Raw genomic sequence first — 20724 nt, 5'->3', positions numbered from 1 at the left:
TGAGGAGCATTGCGATGAGTACTGACGAAAAACGCATAAAAGAGTTGGCGCACCAGATCTGGGAGTCCGAAGGCAAGCCCCATGGGCAAGACGCGCGGCATTGGGAGATGGCGCGCAAACTGGCCGAAGCCGAAGCGCTGACGCCGAGCAAACCCAAGGCGGCCGCCAAGCCCAAGCCAGCCGCCAAAGCCAAGCCTGCGCCCAGCAAGCCGGCGCCACCGGCCGCGAAAAAACCACCCGCGCCGAAGAAACCCAAGCCTTGATACCCCCTCTTGTCGGCACGGTCGGCAAGAGGTGATTCCACCTTCCAGATTCTCAGCTGAAATTTCGTCGGCACGGCCGCGTTCGGCCTGAAAAACATCTTTGCAGGAGCAAGTTTTCAATGAGCAAACCCGATAAAACCCCACCGACGCCGGGCAATGAACCGTCGCGGATCCGTGAAGGTTTGCCCTTCCCGCTGGGCGCCACCTGGGATGGTCTGGGCGTCAACTTCGCCCTGTTCTCGGCCAACGCAACCAAGGTCGAACTGTGCCTGTTCGATGATTCCGGCGAGGTCGAGCTGGAACGTATCGAACTCCCCGAATACACCGACGAGACCTTCCACGGCTATCTGCCCGACGCCCACCCCGGGCTGATCTACGGCTACCGCGTGTACGGTGCTTACGACCCGGCCAACGGCCACCGTTTCAACCACAACAAATTGCTGATCGACCCCTACGCCAAGCAGTTGGTGGGCGAGCTCAAGTGGTCGGAGGCGCTGTTCGGCTACACCATCGGCCACCCGGATGACGACCTCAGCTTCGACGAGCGCGACAGCGCACCCTTCGTGCCCAAGTGCAAGGTGATCGACCCGGCGCACACCTGGGGCAACGACCAACCGGTACGCGTGCCGTGGGACCGTACGATCATCTACGAGACCCATCTTCGCGGTATCAGCATGCGTCACCCTTCCGTAGCCGATGAAGTACGCGGCACCTGCGCCGGGCTGATGGAAGACGACGTGCTCAAGCACATCCGCCAACTGGGCGTGTCGTCGGTGGAGCTGCTGCCGGTGCATGCCTTCGTCAATGACCAGCACCTGCTGCAAAAAGGCATGACCAACTACTGGGGGTACAACAGCATCGCGTTTTTTGCCCCCGACCCGCGCTACCTGGCCAGCGGCAAGATTGCCGAGTTCAAGGAGATGGTCGCGCACCTGCATGAACAGAAGCTCGAAGTGATCCTCGACGTGGTCTACAACCACACCGCCGAAGGCAACGAGCGCGGCCCGACACTGTCCATGCGCGGCATCGACAACGCTTCGTACTACCGACTGATGCCGGACGACAAGCGTTTCTACATCAACGACTCCGGCACGGGTAACACCCTGGATCTGAGCCACCCGTGCGTATTGCAGATGGTCACCGACTCGCTGCGTTACTGGGCCACCGAGATGCACGTCGACGGCTTCCGTTTCGACCTGGCGACCATTCTCGGCCGCTACCGCGAGGGTTTCGACGAGCGTCACAGCTTCCTCGTGGCTTGCCGCCAGGACCCGGTGCTGCGCCAGTTGAAAATGATCGCCGAGCCCTGGGACTGCGGCCCCGGTGGCTATCAAGTGGGCAATTTCCCGCCGGGCTGGGTGGAATGGAACGACCGTTTCCGCGACACCGTGCGTGCATTCTGGAAAGGCGATGACGGCCAACTGGCCGACTTCGCGGCCCGCATGACCGCCTCCGGCGAAATGTTCAACCACCGTGGGCGCCGTCCCTACAGCTCGGTGAACTTCATCACCGCGCATGATGGTTTCACGCTGCATGATCTGGTCTCCTACAACGACAAGCACAACGAAGCCAACGACGAAAACAACCAGGATGGCAGCAACAACAACCTGTCCTGGAACCACGGCGTCGAAGGCCCGACCGACGACCCGCAAATCAACGCCCTGAGGCTGCGCCAGATGCGCAACTTCTTCGCCACATTGCTCCTGTCCCAAGGCACGCCGATGCTGGTGGCTGGCGATGAGTTTGCGCGCACCCAGCACGGCAACAACAACGCTTACTGCCAGGACAGCGAGATCGGTTGGATCAACTGGGACCTGGACGAAGATGGCAAGGCGCTGCTCAAGTTTGTGAAGCGCCTGATCAAGCTGCGCCTGGCCTACCCGATCCTGCGTCGTGGCCGCTTCCTGGTGGGCGACTACAACGAAGACATCGGCGTGAAGGACGTCACCTGGCTGGCGCCGGATGGCAACGAGATGACCACCGAACAGTGGCAGGACAGCAACGGTCGCTGCCTGGGCATGTTGATGGATGGTCGCGCCCAGGAAACCGGGATTCGCCGTCCCGGCGCCGACGCTACCTTGCTGCTGGTGGTCAATGCCCATCACGACATGGTCAACTTCCGCTTGCCGCCGGTGCCTGAAGGTGAGTTCTGGACCTGCATGCTCGACACCAACGAGCCCGCCGTACGCGGCCAGGAACGCTTTGAGTTCGATCACGAGTACGCCGTGACCGGGCGCTCGCTGTTGTTGTTCGAGTTGCAGCGCGAAGACGAGGTGTGAGATGGCTCTGCATGGATTCCTTCAAGGCTTCCAGGGCTATGCGGACACGCAAGCCCTGGGCGACGCCCTGAAGGCCCTTCAGGAAGAAGGCCTGGACCAACTGCCGTTGCCCGGCGGCGGTCAGACCCTGGCGCGATTCAGTCGCCTGGCGCAGGTGGCGGGTCATGACCTGCGCCTGTGCAAGCTGTTCGAAGGCCACACCGATGCCCTGGCAATCATTGCCGAGCTCAACTCCCCACTGCCGCCCCTGGGCAGCACGTGGGGCATGTGGGCCGCCGAGCCGCCAACGGCGAAGGTGCGCGTGCGCCAGGAGGGCCATCGCCTGCGGGTGCAAGGCCGCAAGGCCTGGTGCTCCGGCGCGGCGGTGGTGAGCCATGGGTTGTTGACCGCCTGGGACGAAGACGATCGCCAGCAGTTGGTGGCCGTGCACATGGATCAACCCGGCATTGTGGTCACGGATGAGGGGTGGAACGCGGTGGGTATGGCGGCCACCGGCAGTGTGGAAGTCGTGTTCGACGGGGCCTGGGGATTGGCGGTGGGCGGACCGGGGGATTACCTCGCCCGCCCAGGCTTCTGGCAAGGCGGTATCGGTATCGCCGCCTGCTGGTACGGCGCCGCGCAACGCCTGGCTGAGGTCTTGCGCGCGCAGTGCAGTAAACGCCCGGAACCCCACGCCATGGCTCATCTAGGCGCCGTCGACAGCGCACTGAACAGCGCCGCCTGTGTGCTGCGTGCCAGCGCGGCACAGATCGACCTTGAGCCCAAGGCTGACGCCCGGCAATTGGCCCAGCAGACGCGGGCCTGTATCGAAGACACGGTTGAACAGGTCATACGCCATGTCGGGCGCGCCGTCGGCGCCGGTCCTTACTGCAAGGACCCGCACTTTGCCCAGTTGATGGCAGACCTGCCGGTGTATGTACGCCAGAGTCATGCCGAACGCGACTTGGCCGGGCTCGGAGAGCTGGTGGCCGGTGAACCCACAGGGAGGTGGCAGTTATGAGACCCAATCCAATCGTTGGCCAGGGCACGCCGCTGCATCACTGGCAGGCCTCGCCTAAAATGGCCGATTTACCGTCGATCAGCGTCGAGCAGTTGGTGCCCGCCGGCCACCGTGCGGTGATCATCGCACCACATCCGGATGATGAAGTCCTCGGCTGCGGCGGCCTGATGCAGGGCCTGGCGGCACTGGGTCGGCCGATCCAGCTGATCTCAGTCACTGATGGCAGCGCCAGCCACCCCGGTTCACAGCGTTGGCCGGTGGAACGTCTGAGCGTAGTGCGCCCGCAGGAATCGGCACAGGCCCTGCACCGCTTGGGGTTGCCGCTGCACAGCCTGAAATGGCTGCGCGCCGGTTTTACCGACAGCCAGGTGGCGGCGCGGGAACAGGAACTTGTAGGGTTTATCCAGCGCTACCTCAAACCTACCGACGTAGTGTTTACCACCTGGCGCGAAGACGGTCATTGCGACCATGAGGCCGTTGGGCGTGCAAGCGCCCAGGCCTGCACGGCGGTCGGCGCTACCCTGTATGAGCTGCCGGTGTGGACCTGGCACTGGGCAACGCCCGAAGACAGCGGGGTGCCCTGGCACCGTGCACGCAAGATTCCGCTGACCTGTGAAGCCGTTGCCCGCAAACGGCATGCCATCCACGCCTTCGCCAGCCAACTGGAAGGCGACCCGCAGATCGGCCTCGCGCCGGTGCTGGCGCCCTATGTGGTGGAGCGTCTGCTGCAACCCTTTGAAGTGGTATTTGTATGAGTGTGGCCACGCCTTACTTCGACCAACTGTTCGCCGACAGCGATGATCCCTGGGCCTTTCGCCAACGCTGGTATGAGCGGCGCAAACGTGCGCTGACCCTGGCGATACTCACGCGGCCACGCTACGCCTCGGTGTTCGAACCCGGCTGCGCCAATGGTGAGCTGAGTTTCGAACTGGCACCGCGATGTGATCGCCTGCTGTGCTGCGACACCGCCGCGGCCGCCGTGGCCCTGGCGCGCACTCGCTTGCTGGGGTTCCCCCAGGCCCAGGTGCAGCAGTGCCGCTTGCCCGAACAGTGGCCGGCGGGCCAGTTCGAGCTGATCGTATTGAGCGAGTGGTGCTACTACCTCGACGCCGATGACCTGCGCCAACTGATCGATCGCGTCCGCACCGCGCTGACCGCCGACGGCCAACTGCTGGCCTGTCACTGGCGCGCGCCTATCGACGGTTGCCCGCAAACCGCGGAGCAGGTACACGCCCTGCTCCAGGAACGCCTGGACATGCCTCGCGTCGCCAGCCACCACGAACCTGATTTCCTGCTCGACCTCTGGAGCCGCGACGGCACCTCGGTCGCCACCCTTGAGGGCCTGCGATGATCGGCATTCTGATCCCGGTGCATAACGAAGAGGCGTTGCTCGGCGACTGCCTGGAAGCCGCGTTGGTCGCCGCCCGCCATCCTGGCTTGCTCGGCGAAACCGTGACTATCCTGGTGGTGCTCGACAGCTGCAGCGATGCCAGTGCCGCCATTGCCCAGGCCTACCCGGTGCAGTGCCTGGAAGCCCAGGCGCGCAACGTGGGGCATGTGCGTGGCGTGGGTGCGCGGCATTTGCTCAATCAGGGCGCACGCTGGATCTCCTGCACCGATGCCGACAGCCGGGTAGCCCCCGACTGGTTGGTGGCCCAATTGGCGCTGGAGGTGGACGCGGTGTGCGGCACCGTCACGGTCGATGCGTGGAGCGAGGGTTTCGACCCCGTCGCGCAGATTCGCTACCACCAGGGCTACGAGGCGCGCGACGGTCATCGGCATATACACGGGGCCAACCTGGGGGTGAGCGCCGGTGCGTACGTACGCGCCGGTGGTTTCGAGCCGTTGGCGTGCCATGAGGATGTGCAATTGGTGCGCAACCTGGAACTATGCGGCGCCTCCATCGCCTGGAGCCACGGCCCGCAGGTGATTACCAGTGCGCGCCTGGACGCCCGTGCACAAGGGGGATTCGGTGATTACTTGAAGAGCCTGATGCACGCCACTTGAAAAAACGCCGTTACCGAATGTGAAACCGAGCAATCCTTGTCTATGCTGAGAACGCCTTGCTGGCATTCCAGGGTTGGGATGCCATGCAGCCACTGCGGCGGAGCCTGTGGTGGAAACAAGAGAGTCGTCCCGTCAACGGGGCACGACCCCGCATCAACCGACAAGGATGTGACACCCCATGAAGCTTGCTTCCTTAAGCGACGGCCGCCGCGGCCCCGCGCAAGTCTGGAACAGCGCCCCGCAACTGGCGCTGATCCCCCCCGTTACGCCCTACTCATTAGTGCCGCCTGGCGCACGCGTGGTGATCATCGCGCCTCATCCCGGCGATGAAGTGCTGGCCTGCGGCGGCTTGCTGCAATTGCTCAGCACGCTGGAACACCCGCTGCAACTGATCTCCATCACCGACGGCAGCGCCAGCCATCCTGGGTCCAACGTGTGGCCGGCGAGCCGCTTGAGCGTGGTCCGCCCCCAGGAAAGCGCTGAAGCCCTGCGCCGCCTGGGCATGCCGCTGCACAGCCTGAAGTGGATTCGCGGTGGTTTCTGCGACAACGCCCTCGCCGCTCGCGAGCCGCAACTGAGCCAATTCATTGCGCGTTACCTGCAGCCCGGCGACGTGGTGTTCAGCACCTGGCGCAACGACGGCAATGATGACCATGACGCGGTCGGTCGTGCCAGTGCCAAGGCGTGCAGCCTGGTGGGCGCGCAGTTGCACGAACTGCCGATCTGGGCCTGGCACTGGCCTGCTCGCGAAGGCGCGCTCATCCCCTGGCAACGCGCGCGCAAAGTACGCCTGGACACCTGGACCGTGGCGCGCAAACTCCACGCCGCCCATGCCTATGCCAGCCAGTTGGCCGGTGACCCGCAAATCGGCTTGCCGCCCATACTGGCCCAGGTGCTGCTGGAACGAATGCGTGAACCTTATGAAATCGTGCTGTCCTGACACCCAACTCGTTCATACCTGTTAATTCTGACAGTGGCGGCCTGGCGAATGGGTGGCTAGGGTGGAAAAAGCGCTGCACCACGTCAGGTGCAGTCGAGAAAGCCATGCCAACCCTTTGCATTGGCCGGTGTTTTCAGAACGGGTAACCCGCTGTCCCTGCTCCGTATCGCGCATCACGTTGTCATGGTCTGGCCCACACTTGCCTTTGCAGGCGCGGGCAACCATCACCTCGAGCGAGGAGCGATCATGCGCGTACGGACACTCTCCTGGTTGTACCCGATTGTCATAGCGATATGGCCGCTGGCCTCTTATGGGGCCTGCACGATCAACAATACGGTCGGCGATGACATCTCCACCTGCGACAGCGACTCAGCACCAGGCTTTACCGACACTGGGGGCAACAACACGCTCAATGTTTCCGGAACGGGCCAGGTGAACGGCAATGTAACGTTTGGCGGGGGGGTAGATAAGGTGGAGATCAGCGGCGGTCAGGTCGGCGCTATCAGCCAGGGGGCCGGTATCGACAGCTATGCCCAGAGCGGCGGCACTGTAGCGTCCGTGGCTCAAGGCGACGGCCGGGATACCTTCAGAATGAGCGGTGGCACCATCACAGGCGCCTTCGAAGACGGCGACGATGCCAAAATGACCGGCGGCACCATCGGCCGCGTCGACATGAAACTCGACAACAACATCTTTGATATGTCGGGTGGCCGCATCATCGGCAACCTGGTCACCGGCTTAGGCAACGACACCATCCTGATCTCGGGCACCGCATTTGTGGGCGGCAACATCAGTGTCAGCGGCGGTGACGACCACGTGACCGTCTCGGGCGGTGAGGTGAACGGGCAGATCCTCCTCAGTTTCGGCAATGACGACTTCATCTGGACCGGCGGCAACCTGCATTCGTTTGTGCTGATGGGTGCGGGGGATGACACGGCACTGCTGCAGAATCTGACAAGCGCTCAATTGGCGGCAGCGCAACTGGTGGACGGCGGCCTGGGCAACGACAAACTTACCCTGGACAACACCAAGGCCGGGGACCCAGGCCTGCTGCCCAACTGGGAAACCATCCAGCTGGACAACGGTTCCGAACTGACGCTGAGCGGTACGACGCTCAAGCTGGGTGACAGCGGCTCCGGTACCGGCACGCTGGGGCTGGATGGCACGAGTACATTGCTGGTCGGTACCGGGGTCATCGAAGCCTTTACCGCCGGCCAATTGGTGAGCGTCAGCAACAGCGGCCTGATCGACATGACCACGGGCAGTTCCAGCCCCAACGACACACTGACCCTCAAGGGCAATTACACCGGCAATGGCGGGCGCCTTGCACTGCAAAGTGTTCTGGGGGGCGACGGTTCGCCCAGCGACAGGCTGGTGATTGACCAAGGTGTCATTGGGGGTAGCACAGCGATCAGCGTGACCAACCTGGGGGGAGCGGGCGCGGCGACGCTGCAGGATGGTATCCAGGTGGTGCAGGCCCTTAATGGTGCCTCCGGCAGTGCCAACGCCATCACCCTCGCCGCCCCGGTCTCCGCGGGTGCGTTCGACTACCGCCTGTTCAAGGGCGGTGTAACCGCAGGCACGGCAGAGAATTATTACCTGCGCTCCACTGTCCCGGTGCAGCCACCAGGCCCTGAGATCATCGTACCTTTACCGAGCCCGGGCGAGCGTCCCTTACCCCCTAACCCAGGGACCGAGCCAGAACCTATCTACCGCAAGGAAGTGCCGATCTACGCCGCACTGTTTCCGGCCGCCGACCAGATCGTGCGCGCCATGCTGGGGACCTATCACGAACGCATGGGGGACCAGAGCCAACAACAGAGCGGCAACGGCTTGGCCGGCTGGGGCCGAGTCTACGGCAGCAGCAGCCGTCAAGGGTTTGCTGGCACGGTGAGCCCGACGCTGGACAGCACGGTCAAGGGCTTCCAGGCAGGCAGCGATGTCTACACCGCTACCGACGACAGCGGGCGTACCCATCGCGTGGGGCTGTTTGTGAGCCACAGTACGCTCAAAGGCAGCGTCAAGGGCTTCAACGGTGGCTGGCAAGATCTGGACGCCGGCAAGACCACCTTGCGCGCTGACAGCCTGGGAGTGTATTGGACGCTGATCGGTGCCAATCAGGCGTATCTGGACCTGGTACTGACGGGTAGCCGTTTCAATGGCAACAACGAATCGGACCGTGGCGTGAAGATGAAAACCCGTGGGCATAACATCACTGCGTCCGCTGAAGTCGGCTGGCCAGTTCAGGTCACCCAGGACTGGAAGGTGGAGCCGCAGGCTCAATTGATCGTCGGCAAGACAAAGCTCGATAGCCAGAACGACGGCATTTCCGACGTCAAGTACGACGCCGATACCAGCGTCACCTCCCGCCTGGGTGTAAGGCTACGCGGTGATTACAACGTCCGTGGCATGCCGTGGCAGCCCTATGCGCGCGCGAACGTCTGGCATGCCAGCGCCGGGGACAACAGTGTGATTTACAACCGCACCACCCGGATCGATACCGAACAGAAATCCACCACCCTGGAAGTGAGCCTGGGCGCCACTGTGCAGGTTGCGCCCGATGTGAGCCTGTATGGCGAAGTCGGCTACAACCGCAATCTGGACAGCAACACTTACAACGGCCGCGAAGGCACTGTGGGTGTCAGGGTGGCGTTCTAGGTTTGTATCGCAGTGTGTACGCAGCCCGCTGCGATACACAGCCTTTAACTCGGCGGGTTTCCTGAAACAGGCCAGATACAGCCGGGCGTTCAACTGAGCACCGGCACACATCCAGCCGCAGGAGGCTCGCCATGCACGCTCAGTTGAACCGCCGCTCCACACCACTTTTCCTGGCCATTGCCCTGGCGCAATTCGGCATCCTGGGCATGGCCCACGCCGAAATGCCCGAGGCACCCACCAAAGTTGTCGCCAGTGCGCAAACCGCCTTCGGTGCCCTCAAGCACGTCAAGGCCGGCCTGCTCGATGTGGCCTACGCCGAAGTCGGCCCCGCCACCGGCCCGGCGGTGATCCTGCTACATGGCTGGCCCTACGACATTGACAGCTACGCCCAGGTCGCGCCGTTACTGGCGGCCAAGGGCTATCGCGTGTTGATCCCTTACGCACGGGGTTATGGCGACACACGTTTCCTCTCGAATGACACCCTGCGCAACGGCCAACCGGCGGCGCTGGCCAGTGATGTGATCGACTTCATGGACGCCCTGAAGATCAAGCAAGCGGTACTCGGCGGCTACGACTGGGGCGCGCGCTCGGCGGACATCGTCTCGGCATTGTGGCCGGAGCGGGTCAAGGCGCTGGTGTCGGTCAGCGGTTACCTGATCGGCAACCAGGCCGCCGGCAAGAACCCACTGCCCCCCAAAGCCGAGTTGCAATGGTGGTACCAGTTCTACTTCGCCACCGAGCGCGGCGCCGCCGGCTACCAGAAAAACACCCACGACTTCGCCAGGCTGATCTGGCAATTGGCGTCGCCGCAGTGGAAATTCGATGACGCCACATTCGACCGCAGCGCCAAAGGCCTGGAAAACCCGGATCACGTGGCAATCACCCTCTTCAACTACCGCTGGCGCCTGGGCCTGGTCCAAGGCGAGACGAAGTACGACCCGCTGGAGCAGAAACTCGCCCAGGCGCCGTCCATTGGCGTGCCGACCATCACCCTCGAAGGCGACGCCAACGGCGCCCCGCACCCGCAGCCCGAGGACTACGCCAAGCGCTTTACCGGCAAGTACGAGTTCCGCCTGATCAAAGGTGGCATTGGCCACAACCTGCCGCAGGAAGCGCCCGAGGCATTTGCCAAGGCGGTCATCGATGCGGATCACTTGTGATGAAGCGCCTGTGCATGGCCGCATTGGCCCTCGCGAGTTCGACCGGCGCCTTCGCCGACAGCGCAGCCTCGCCGATCTACGGCGTGACCATCCCCGACGGCTACCGCCAATGGGAACTGGTGGCGCCGGCCCAGGAAGCCGACCCGTTGAACGAACTGCGCGTGGTGCTGGGCAACAGCGCTGCGCTCAAGGCTTACCGGGAGGGCAAGTTGCCTTTCCCGGATGGCACCGTCCTGGCCAAGTTGGCGTGGAAACACGAGCCGTCACCGGACTTCAAGACCGCGTCCATCCCTGGCGCGGCGACCACGGTGCAGTTCATGGTCAAGGACTCGAAAAAATACGCTTCCACCGGTGGCTGGGGGTTTGGACGCTTCATCAATGGCAAACCCGCCGATGAAGCGCAGCACCAGACGTGTTTTGCCTGCCACCAGGCGTTGGTGAAAGACCGCGATTACGTCTTCACTAGGCTGGCACCCTGAAAGCCAGCCCGTTAAAGGTCTGGCGATAAGTACCCTGTGGCGAGCGGGCTTGCCCCGCGCTGGGCTGCGGAGCAGCCCCAACACCAGCGGCCGAAGAGTGCCTGATTCACCGCATGCCTCCTTCCAGGGTCGCTTCGCAACCCAACGCGGGGCAAGCCCGCTCACCACAAATGGGAGGGTATCAGCCAGATATGGCCGGTTTTTCAACGACCTTGAAAGCGCAGACCCTGAAAGCGCGAAAACTGATAGGCGATTCCCAGCCAGATGAACCAGGCCGGCATCACGCACAGCGCCAGGCGTGTATCCGGCCGCAACGCCAGCAGGCCCAGTACAAACGCGAGAAACGCCAGGGCAAACCAGGCCATCGGCACGCCGCCTGGCATCTTGTAGGTGGATTGGGCGTGCAGGTCCGGGCGTTTTTTGCGGTAGGCGAGGTAGGACGCGAGGATGGTCGACCAGGTAAAAATCACCAGGATCGCCGACACTGTCGACACGATGGTGAAGGCGGTCATCACCTCCGGCACCACAAACAGCAACACCAGCCCCAGCAACATCAGCAAACTGGTAAACGCCAGGCTGATAAACGGCACGCTGCTGTTGGACAAGCGCCGGAAGATACCCGGCGCATCACCCAGGTCGGCCAGGCCGAACAACATGCGGCTGGCGGAAAACACCCCGCTGTTGGCCGACGACGCTGCCGAGGTCAGCACCACGAAGTTCACGATGCCCGCTGCGGCGGGAAACCCTGCGACGAGGAACAACTCGACAAACGGGCTCTTGCTCGGCGACACCTGCTGCCAGGAGGTCACCGCAATGATGCACGCCAGGGCCAGCACGTAGAACAGGATGATGCGCAGCGGGATCGAGTTGATTGCCTTGGGCAAGGTCTTTTCCGGCGCACGGGTTTCGGCGGCGGCCGTGCCGATCAACTCGGTGCCGGCAAAGGAAAAGATCGCCATCTGGAAGCCAGCAAAAAAGCCGAACAGGCCATTGGGAAATGCCGCCTGTTTATCCAGCAGGTGGCTCAACGAAGCGGTGACACCGGTGGGCGAGACGAACGAACTGGCGATCAGCACTCCACTCACCCCGATCAAGGTCACCACGGCGACGATCTTGATGATCGCGAACCAGAACTCCACTTCGCCGAACAGCCTGACCGTCAGCACATTCACTGCGAACAGGGTCAGCAACATGCTCACCGCCGGCATCCAGGCCGGTACATCGGGGAACCAGTACTGGAAGAAACCGCCGACCACAACGGCGTCCCCCACCACCGCCACGCTCCAGCTCAACCAGTACGACCACCCGAGAAAGAACGCCGCGCGCGGCCCCAGGTAAGCACCGGCAAAGTCGGCGAAACTCTTGAAGTTGAGGTTGGACAGCAGCAGCTCGCCCATGGCACGCATCACGAAGTACACGAACAGCCCGATGATCATGTAGATCAGGATGATCGAGGTGCCGGACAGCGCGATGATCTTGCCGGAGCCCATGAACAGGCCGGTGCCGATTGCGCCGCCCATGGCCATCAACTGGATATGGCGGTTGCTCAGGGTGCGTTGCAACGCAGGCTGTTCACACAGCCCGGGCGTGGTTGTTTTCATCACAAAACCTCTTGTTATGTTTTTGAGTTTTGGCAGAAGAAAAGTCGAGGGGTCGTTGTTATTGGCTGTGGTGTTCGAAACCGTGCAGCACGTTGACCGCATTGATGCCGATCTCATCGACCATGTAGCCGCCTTCCATCACGAACAGCGTGGGCACGCCGACGCTGGCGATAATCTCCCCCATGCGGAGGAAGTCTTCGCTGTCGAGCAGGAAGTGGCTGATAGGGTCGTCCTTGAAGGTGTCGACACCCAGGGAAATCACCAACACTTCAGGGGCGAAGCGGCGCAGTTGCTGGCAGGCGTCGATCAGGGCGGTGCGGTAATGGGTCCAGGTGGTGTTTTTCGGCAATGGGTAGTTCAGGTTGAAGCCCTCACCAGCGCCGACGCCGCGCTCGCTGCCGGCACCGGAAAAGTACGGGTAGGACACCGCCGGATCGCCATGCAGGGAGATGAACATCACGTCCGGGCGGTCGTAGAAAATATTCTGGGTGCCATTGCCATGGTGGAAATCCACATCCAGCACCGCCACGCGCCGGGCGCCCTGGGTGATGGCGTGCTGCGCGGCAATCGCGGCGTTGTTGAGGTAACAGTAACCACCCATGTATTCACGGGCTGCGTGATGGCCCGGTGGGCGGCACAGGGCAAAGGCGCTGCGATGGCCTTCGTCGAGCAACGCCAGGCCGGTCAGTGCGATGTCGGCGCTGGTCTTCACCGCCTGCCAGGTGGTGCGGGTAATCGGTGAACCGGCGTCCATCGCGTAAAAACCGAGCTTGCCGTCGATGAACGCCGGCACCTGCTGGTTGGCCAGGTCGCGTACCGGCCACACCAGGGGCAAGGCGTCATGGCTGCGGCCGATGGCGGTCCATTCGGCCCAGGCGGTTTCAAGGAACGCCACGTAGCGTTCGCTGTGGGCGGCGACGTAGCAGGCCCGGTCAAAACGGCGCGGCGTGATGATATCGCCCAGGCCAACCTGACGGACCCGGTCACGCACGGTGTCGGCGCGGCTGGGTTGTTCGAACGAGGGCTTGAGCACGCCGTCCTTGAGTTCGGTGCCATGGTGCAAACGGTGGGCTTCGCTGAAAACAGTCAACATGTGAGGGCATCCGCCAATAAAAGACAGGGTCTATTTTGTTCTGGCGGCAGTGGGCTTTCTTTGCTTTTACTTACGGCACTGTTAGGTTTATCGGGAATATTTACCTCAGCGGCGCATGATTATGAAAAATAAAACCAAACAGGTCGTTCTTGACGACACCGATCTCGCCATCCTCGCCCTGTTGCAGCAAGACGCCAGTATTTCCAACGCGCAGTTGAGTGAGCGCCTGTCCCTGAGCCTCACGCCCTGCTGGCGCCGACGCAAGCGCCTGGAAGAAGAAGGCGTGATCAAGGACTACCAGGCCAACCTCGACCGCAAGATGCTCGGGCTGGACATCCTGGCGTTCGTGCATGTGCGTTTTGCGATCCATACCGACCATGCGCCCGACGCTTTCGAGGCCGTGGTGAAGGAACTGCCGCAGGTGTTGTCGTGCCACAAGATCACCGGGGATGCCGATTACCTGTTGCAGGTGCTGGCCGAAGATCTGGACAGCTACAGCGAGTTCGTCGAGAGCGTGTTGCGGCGCCAGTTAGGGATTGCGTCGATTCAATCGAGCCTGGCGCTGAGGGAGGTCAAGGCGACGAGTCGGGTGGCGATTCCACAGCGCGAATAACCGGCGCATTTCAGGGGGGCGATGTGGCAAATCGCCGCCACTGCGATGTGAAAAATTCGTTAACTAATTCTCCCTGAAGGCTTTTTCCTGCAAGAACAATCTGCCAGACTAATGCGAATAATTATCAACAGATTTATTATTCGCCAGGGACGGCGTTCGGGGAGAGTCAGTTCCATGTCTGTGCAACAACACGGCGGTAACGTTTTTTCACCCAGCCTGATGGCACTGGCGGTCTGTCTGGCCAGTTCTTCCGCGGTCTTTGCCGCCGATACCCAGGCACCGGCCGCCACCCTTGAGTTGGGCGCCACGCAAATCTCCGGCGAAGAGCAACTGGGCGAAACCACTGAAGGCACCCAGTCCTACACCACTGGCGCGATGAAAACGGCAACCAAGCTGCCGTTGACCATGCGCGAAACCCCACAGGCCGTCACCGTCATTACCCGCCAGCGGATGGATGACCAGGCGATGACCAGCATCAACGATGTGGTCAAGGCCACCCCGGGTTTGTTCCTGAATTTTTCCAGTGGCCCTGGCCGGCAGTCCTACACGTCACGCGGCTTCGATATCGACAACCTGATGTATGACGGCATCCCCAGCGGCTACAACGGCGTCACTGTCGGCGCACAACCGAACCTGGCGATGTTCGATCGCGTCGAAATCGTGCGCGGCGCCACGGGCCTGGTCACCGGCGCGGGCAACCCTTCCGCCGCCATCAACCTGGTCCGCAAGCGCCCACTGGACGAGCAGAAAGTCACGCTGACCGGCGCCGCTGGCAGTTGGGACGACTATCGCGGCGAACTCGACGCCTCCAGCCCGCTCAACGACAGCGGCACCTGGCGCGGTCGCGTGGTTACCTCGTACCGCGATGCCAACAGCTTCATCGACAACGCCGAGGAGTATCACGGCCTGTTCTACGCCGTCACCGAAGCCGACCTGAGCGAAGACACCACCCTGACCCTGGGTTTCTCCAACCAGAAGGACAAGACCAATTACTTCTGGGGCTCGTCGATGGTCGGCCTGGATGGCCATCACCTTAACCTGCCGCGCTCCTACAACCCCGGCACCGACTGGGAAAACAAGGACCAGGAGATCAACACCGTATTCGCCGAACTGCGCCAGCAACTGGCCAACGACTGGAAACTGCAAGTCAACGCCAACTATGCCGAACAGAACGCGTTGTTCTCCGGTTCCTACCAGTCGCGCTGGGTCGCCAACACACTGGCGCGCACGGTCTACCAGGCGGCCTACGATGAAAACCAGGCAGGTGCCGACGTCTTCGCCAGCGGCCCCTTCCAGGCGTTCGGGCGTACCCATGAACTGGTGGTAGGCGCCAGCCGGCGCATCTACGACATGACCACCCACAACTACAGCCCCTACAACACCAACTGGCCGCTCACAGCGGGCAAACCTGACTTCGTCCATACCACCAATGACCGTGACGTGACCACCCAGGATGGTGTCTACGTCACTACCCGCCTGAACCTGGCCGACCCGTTGAAGCTGATCCTCGGCGGGCGCCTGGACTGGTACGACTACGACGCCCATGGCAGCAACACCGGCGACTACAAGGTTACCCGCAACCTCACCCGCTACGCCGGCCTGATCTACGACCTGGACGACCACCACTCGGTGTATGTCAGCTACAGCGACATCTTCACGCCCCAGAGCGAAAAAGACACCTCCGGTAGCCCGCTCAAGCCCATCGTCGGCAAGAACTACGAGGTGGGTATCAAGGGTGAATACCTGGGGGGTGCGCTCAACGCGAGCGTGGCGCTGTTCCGCGTCGACCAGGAAAACCGTGCCGTCGGCGTGACAGTCGCAAACTGCCCGCAGGCCTCCTGCTCTGTGGCCTCCGGCGAGATTCGCAGCCAGGGCATCGACTTCGAACTGCAAGGCGCCCTGACCGAGAACTGGCAGGTCGGCGGTGGCTACACCTACGCGCGCACGCACACTATCAAGGACGCCGCCAACCCGCAGAAGGTCAACAAGCAGTTCGACACTGACACCCCGGAGCACCTGTTCAAGCTGACCACCAACTACCGCTTCCAGGGCCCGTTGGAAAAACTCCGCGTGGGCGGCAACGTCTCCTGGCAGAGCCGCATGTACAACGACTTCAAAGTCGCGGATGGCAGCACCTACCGCCTGCAGCAGGGCGCCTATGCCGTCACCGACCTGATGGCCGGCTACCAGGTCAACCAGCACCTTGACCTGCAACTCAACGCCAACAACATCTTCGACCGCCGTTACTACCAGTCCATCTCCAACTCCGTGAGCTATGGCGGCGACTCCTACGGCAACCCACGCAATATGATGCTGACCGCCAAGTACAGCTTCTGACCGCCCTCCGAACCACGGCTATCCGCCCGGGTAGCCGCCCCTAAAGTCCCGCCTACCGATGCCGATACACGTTTGGCATCACTGAATCCAATAACAATCAAAAACACCTGATTCGCTCCACCCTGCCCTTCGCTTTGTTCCGGCCAGACCACATGGAGTAAGTGTGAATGCCCACCCGCACGCGTTTTTCCGAGCACTACCGTAAAGCCGACCGCATCATGCTGGCGCTGGTCTGGCTGATGTTCCTGTTTTCCCTGGGCCTGGCGTTCTGGCACGACACCCTGGTGCAGGCCGTGTTAGTCGGCGGTAGTACCAGCGTGGTGCTGACCGCGCTTTACCGCGCCATCGGTGGTACCCGTGTCATGCGCTGCGCGCTCGGCGCGGGCTTGATGGTCATGGCGGCATTGCATATCAACCAGGCCCAGGGCTTGATCGAAGCGCACTTCGGCATCTTCGCGTTGCTCGCGGTGCTGACGTTTTACCGTGACTGGCTGCCGATCCTGGTGGCGGCAGCCACCATCGCCGTGCACCATGTGGTTTTCCATGCGCTGCAACATCAAGGCTTTCCAGTGTTCGTGATGGAACACCACGGCGGCTGGACCATGGTGTTCGTGCATGCGTTCTACGTGGTGATGGAAACCGTCGCCCTGCTCTACCTGGCCGTGCACAGCCAGGCCGAAGCGGTCGAGAGCCAGGAAATGCTCGAGAAGATGCTGGCGGTCACTTCCCAGCTCACCGTTGAAACCGCCCAAGGCGACAAGGGCAAGACCCACGTCTCCCTCGCCAAGCGTTTCGACCATTTTCTGCATCAGTTGACCGGCCTGATCGACGGCGTCGCCCGTGACTCCCACGGCCTTGGCCAACTCGGCCAGGAACTGGCCAGCGCCAGCGGCACCCTGGAAAAAGGCGCACGGCACCAACTGGCGCAAATCACCGAGATGAGCGGCTCGATGCAGCGCATGGAAGACGCCATGGGCCACATTGCCGTGCACGTCGAGCAAGCGGTGGATCATGCCGGCAAGGCCAGCCAACAGATCCTGCGCGGCCAGGAAAGCGTCGGCCGCGCCCAGCAGGAAATCACCCAACTGGCCACCCGCCTCAGCGGCACCCACGACACGGTGCAGGGCCTGGCCCTGCAAACCGAACAGATCGGCACCGTGCTTGAAGTGATCAGCAGCATTGCCAACCAGACCAACCTGCTGGCCCTCAACGCCGCCATCGAAGCCGCCCGCGCCGGCGAGCAAGGCCGTGGTTTCGCCGTGGTTGCCGACGAAGTGCGCAACCTGGCGCAACGCACGGCGGTATCCACCCAGGAAATCAAAACCATCATCGAAGGCCTGCAACACGGCAGCCGGCAGGCGGTGCAAGCCATGCATGATAGCCGCGAGGGCGTAGAGCGCTGCGTGGAGGACAGCCAGGTGGCCGTTGACATGCTGCGCGCAGTGGGCGACGACATCGCCCACATCGATGACCTCAATGGCCGTATCGTGACCACAACCCGCGAGCAGACCACGGCGAACCTGGAGATTGTCGGGCGTCTGCAGTCGGTGCAGAGCATTGCACAAAGCACCGCGGACGATGTGGAAACCCTGGCACGCAGCAGCGAGCGGTTGCCGCCGATCGCGGTGCGCCTGGATGCGTTGGGGAGAAGGTTTCATCCCTAGGCCAGGTAGCCGCTGATGCCGTCCCATAACAGCTTGAGCGCCGTGATAATCAGCAAGCCATAGCACGCGCGATACAACTGGCGCTGATCCAACCGCGCATGCAGGCGCCAGCCCAGCGACACGCCACTGGGCACGGCGAGCAGGCAGATCAGCGCCAGGCCCTGCACATCACCGGTCGGCCTGGCCAGGATCAGCCAAGGGATAGCCTTGAGCAGGTTACCCACGGTGAAAAACAGGCTGGTGGTGCCGGCGTACACCTGCTTGCTCAGGCCAAGCGGCAACAGGTACATCGCCAACGGCGGCCCACCGGAATGCGCAACCATGGTGGTGATTCCGGAGGTGATCCCAGCAGCCACGGCCTTCGGTGCTGAACGCGGCTTCACACTGACATTTCCCCCGGCCCTGAACCACAGGCCGACAAACACCAGGGTGACCACCGCCATCACGATCGCAATCGCACGGTGATCCAATACGCGAAAAAGCAGATAGCCAACGCCAATCCCGACCACCAACCCAGGTACTAGTAAAGTGAGGTCGGGCTTTGACCAGGTCGACGGTTTCCAGTAGCGCAGGCCGAACAGGTCCATGGCAATGAACAATGGCGCCAGCAGGCCGCCGGCGGTGATCGGGTCCATCACCAGCGACAGCAGCGGAATACCGACGATGGCAAAACCGCCGCCGAAGGCGCCCTTCATGAAGCAGATCAAGAACACCCCGGCGAACGTGACCAGGATCGTGGTGAGGCTCAGCTCAAGCTCCATGGCGCGGCCTCCGGATCCAACGGGCCGAGGTTTTCCAGCATGATCTGCGCAAGTGCCGTCTCACCGCGCTCGCGCAAGTGCACGATGGCTGACATGAGCCGTCCGTGGGTGCCGTCGTGCGGTTCAAAATCAAACAGCAGGTGATCGGCGTCCATGCCGCTGTCACCCGGCATCACCACGATGCCCAGTGGGTTGTCATGGATGATTCTGTGCAGTTGTTCCAGGCGTTGTTCGGCAAAGTGATCAGGAATGTACATGGCGAGCATTCATTTTGGCGGGAAGAGAACCCATAATCTCGCCCATCACCTGCAGCGCAAAAAGCACCAGTTTCGAGGTTTTTCCATGGGCCAGTTGTCGAATCCTTCGCGCGGCGCTGAACGCCGAATCTACGCCAGGTTGCGTGCACAGATTGAAGACGGCACGCTTGCGCCCGACACCAAGCTGCTCTCGACCCGTGCGATGGCAGACACACTCGGGGTGTCACGCACCACCGTCACCGCCGCCTACGAACAACTGGCCGCCGAGGGGTTTGTGGTGACTGCCGTGGGCAAGGCCGCCAGGGTTGCCGCCAGAGTCGGGGGGCGGCCGGCGACAGGCCCGATGCCCGACGACCACCGTCCCCCCTTGCTGTCGCTGTACGGACAACGTGTGGCCAGCCTTACGCCCTACAGCATGGCGTCGCCCTCGGCGCGTATCGACTTTCAGTATGGTGCGGTCGCTTCACGGGACTTCCCTGCACTTGGCTGGCATCGCGCCTATCGCGCCGAACTGGTCAAGCGTCAACCCAGTCGGCCTTACGGCCAGCCCGAGGGTGAAGAACGCTTGCGCCAGGCACTGCAAGGCTATCTGCGCCGCGCGCGAGGCCTGAGCTGCGATGCCGAGCAGATACTGGTGGTGCACGGTTCCCAGCAGGGGCTCGATCTGTGCGCTCGGGTGCTGCTCAACCCCGACGATGCGTTCGTGTTCGAGGACCCGGGCTACCGCATGGCCCGGTACTGTTTCGAGGCCACCGGCGCAACCGCGTTATCCATTCCGGTCGACGCCTGCGGCTTGCAGACACAACGCTTACCGGACGACCCTCGCGCACGGCTGGCCTACGTGACACCGTCGCACCAGTTCCCCATGGGCGCGGTACTGCCCATCGCGCGGCGCCTCGAGTTGCTGGACTGGGCGAGCCGCCATCGCGCTTGGATCATCGAAGACGATTACGGTGGCGAATTCCGCTACGGCCAGCGCCCCATCGACGCGCTGCAATCGATGGATACCGAAGCGCGGGTGATCTACGTCGGCACCTTCTCCAAGGCACTCTCGCCGCAATTGCGGCTGGGTTACCTGGTACTGCCCCGTGACCTGGTGGGCGTGTTTCGTGAAGCCAAGCGGCTGACCGACCGCCACTCCGCACGCTGGGAGCAGAACGTACTCGCCTCGTTGATCGCCAGCGGCGCCTATGAACGCCACGTACGTCGCCTGCGCCGTGACAATGAAGCACGCCGTAAAGCGCTGCTGGATGCCGTCGACCGCCACCTGGCGGGGCTTGGCAAACTGCTGGGCATGGCCGCCGGGCTGCATGGGGTATTGCTGCTGCCGTCGCTTGGCTCGCGGGATGAGCCCGCCTTGCAGGCGCTTGCCCTTGAGCTCGGCGTGGGTGTGTATCCCCTGACGCCGTTGTTCACGTCGCAGGGCGACCGACCGGCAGGCCTGGTCATGGGCTACGCCGGGCTCACCGTGGAGCAGATTGATGAAGGGGTAAGCACACTGGCGAAGGTGGCCCGGCGCCTGATGAGCGCGACGCACTTGGCCTGATTCCTGCGTCTGCCGCTCCCGGCAAGTCGCTACTGACTACGCGGACGACTCTTTTGGGCCCCGCCG

The 20724-nt window shown here is 62.7% G+C and carries 18 protein-coding genes; 14 read left to right on the top strand and 4 right to left on the bottom strand.

Annotated elements, in window-relative coordinates:
- The first annotated feature begins 14 nt into the window (after window positions 1-14).
- The 10 genes from BFN10_RS01720 (at window position 15) to BFN10_RS01675 (ending at window position 10786) form a co-directional block, all read left to right on the top strand.
- Window positions 15-263: a DUF2934 domain-containing protein gene (locus BFN10_RS01720; RefSeq protein ID WP_071488164.1), complete on the top strand. Its 249-nt coding sequence runs from the start codon at window positions 15-17 to the stop codon at window positions 261-263.
- 119 nt (window positions 264-382) lie between these two features.
- Window positions 383-2542: a glycogen debranching protein GlgX gene (gene glgX, locus BFN10_RS01715; RefSeq protein WP_071488163.1), complete on the top strand. Its 2160-nt coding sequence runs from the start codon at window positions 383-385 to the stop codon at window positions 2540-2542.
- A gap of 1 nt (window position 2543) precedes the next feature.
- On the top strand, window positions 2544-3542 hold the full coding sequence (locus tag BFN10_RS01710) for an acyl-CoA dehydrogenase family protein (RefSeq protein WP_071488162.1): 999 nt from the start codon (window positions 2544-2546) through the stop codon (window positions 3540-3542).
- Window positions 3539-4297, top strand: coding sequence for a PIG-L deacetylase family protein (locus BFN10_RS01705; RefSeq protein WP_071488161.1), 759 nt, complete (start codon window positions 3539-3541; stop codon window positions 4295-4297). Before BFN10_RS01710 ends, BFN10_RS01705 begins: the two co-directional genes overlap by 4 nt.
- Complete coding sequence (locus BFN10_RS01700; protein WP_071488160.1) at window positions 4294-4893, top strand: SAM-dependent methyltransferase; 600 nt, start codon at window positions 4294-4296, stop codon at window positions 4891-4893. Before BFN10_RS01705 ends, BFN10_RS01700 begins: the two co-directional genes overlap by 4 nt.
- The gene (locus BFN10_RS01695; protein ID WP_071488159.1) at window positions 4890-5549 is read left to right on the top strand and encodes a glycosyltransferase family 2 protein; all 660 of its coding nucleotides are present in this window, start codon (window positions 4890-4892) and stop codon (window positions 5547-5549) included. Before BFN10_RS01700 ends, BFN10_RS01695 begins: the two co-directional genes overlap by 4 nt.
- A 178-nt stretch (window positions 5550-5727) precedes the next feature.
- Entirely contained in the window at window positions 5728-6489 is a 762-nt protein-coding gene (locus BFN10_RS01690; protein WP_071488158.1) for a PIG-L deacetylase family protein, read from the top strand.
- Window positions 6490-6735: 246 nt separating this feature from the next.
- On the top strand, window positions 6736-9147 hold the full coding sequence (locus BFN10_RS01685; RefSeq protein ID WP_071488157.1) for an autotransporter family protein: 2412 nt from the start codon (window positions 6736-6738) through the stop codon (window positions 9145-9147).
- A 131-nt stretch (window positions 9148-9278) separates the two neighbouring features.
- On the top strand, window positions 9279-10307 hold the full coding sequence (locus BFN10_RS01680; protein WP_071488156.1) for an alpha/beta fold hydrolase: 1029 nt from the start codon (window positions 9279-9281) through the stop codon (window positions 10305-10307).
- Window positions 10307-10786, top strand: a complete 480-nt coding sequence (locus BFN10_RS01675) for a cytochrome P460 family protein (RefSeq protein ID WP_071488155.1) — start codon at window positions 10307-10309, stop codon at window positions 10784-10786. The genes BFN10_RS01680 and BFN10_RS01675 overlap by 1 nt, the downstream gene beginning before the upstream one ends.
- Before the next feature lie 203 nt (window positions 10787-10989).
- On the opposite strand, the gene BFN10_RS01670 is transcribed toward BFN10_RS01675, so the two are convergent.
- Complete coding sequence (locus tag BFN10_RS01670) at window positions 10990-12387, bottom strand: amino acid permease (RefSeq protein WP_071488154.1); 1398 nt, start codon at window positions 12385-12387, stop codon at window positions 10990-10992.
- 58 nt (window positions 12388-12445) lie between these two features.
- Entirely contained in the window at window positions 12446-13480 is a 1035-nt protein-coding gene (locus tag BFN10_RS01665) for a histone deacetylase family protein (protein WP_071488153.1), read from the bottom strand.
- Window positions 13481-13601: 121 nt separating this feature from the next.
- On the opposite strand from BFN10_RS01665, the gene BFN10_RS01660 reads away from it, so the two are divergent.
- The 3 genes from BFN10_RS01660 to BFN10_RS29845 all read left to right on the top strand — a co-directional run bounded on the left by BFN10_RS01660 (window position 13602) and on the right by BFN10_RS29845 (window position 18094).
- Window positions 13602-14093: an Lrp/AsnC family transcriptional regulator gene (locus BFN10_RS01660; RefSeq protein WP_058426187.1), complete on the top strand. Its 492-nt coding sequence runs from the start codon at window positions 13602-13604 to the stop codon at window positions 14091-14093.
- A gap of 174 nt (window positions 14094-14267) precedes the next feature.
- Window positions 14268-16430 (top strand): TonB-dependent siderophore receptor, encoded by a 2163-nt coding sequence (locus BFN10_RS01655; RefSeq protein ID WP_071488152.1) that lies wholly within the window; start codon window positions 14268-14270, stop codon window positions 16428-16430.
- A gap of 167 nt (window positions 16431-16597) precedes the next feature.
- The gene (locus tag BFN10_RS29845) at window positions 16598-18094 is read left to right on the top strand and encodes a methyl-accepting chemotaxis protein (protein ID WP_071488151.1); all 1497 of its coding nucleotides are present in this window, start codon (window positions 16598-16600) and stop codon (window positions 18092-18094) included.
- On the opposite strand, the gene BFN10_RS01645 is transcribed toward BFN10_RS29845, so the two are convergent.
- Window positions 18091-18855, bottom strand: coding sequence for a sulfite exporter TauE/SafE family protein (locus tag BFN10_RS01645; protein ID WP_071488150.1), 765 nt, complete (start codon window positions 18853-18855; stop codon window positions 18091-18093). The genes BFN10_RS29845 and BFN10_RS01645 overlap by 4 nt on opposite strands.
- Window positions 18840-19112 (bottom strand): FMN-binding negative transcriptional regulator, encoded by a 273-nt coding sequence (locus BFN10_RS28590; RefSeq protein ID WP_083351454.1) that lies wholly within the window; start codon window positions 19110-19112, stop codon window positions 18840-18842. The genes BFN10_RS01645 and BFN10_RS28590 overlap by 16 nt, the downstream gene beginning before the upstream one ends.
- Before the next feature lie 85 nt (window positions 19113-19197).
- Here BFN10_RS28590 and pdxR point away from each other — a divergent pair, with 85 nt between their 5' ends.
- Window positions 19198-20658: a MocR-like pyridoxine biosynthesis transcription factor PdxR gene (gene pdxR / locus BFN10_RS01635; protein WP_071488148.1), complete on the top strand. Its 1461-nt coding sequence runs from the start codon at window positions 19198-19200 to the stop codon at window positions 20656-20658.
- Window positions 20659-20724 lie beyond the last annotated feature (66 nt).

This window comes from Pseudomonas extremorientalis, from assembly GCF_001870465.1.
In the GTDB taxonomy this organism is placed as follows: Bacteria; Pseudomonadota; Gammaproteobacteria; order Pseudomonadales; family Pseudomonadaceae; genus Aquipseudomonas; species Aquipseudomonas extremorientalis.
This window is presented reverse-complemented; position numbering and strand designations above follow the sequence as displayed.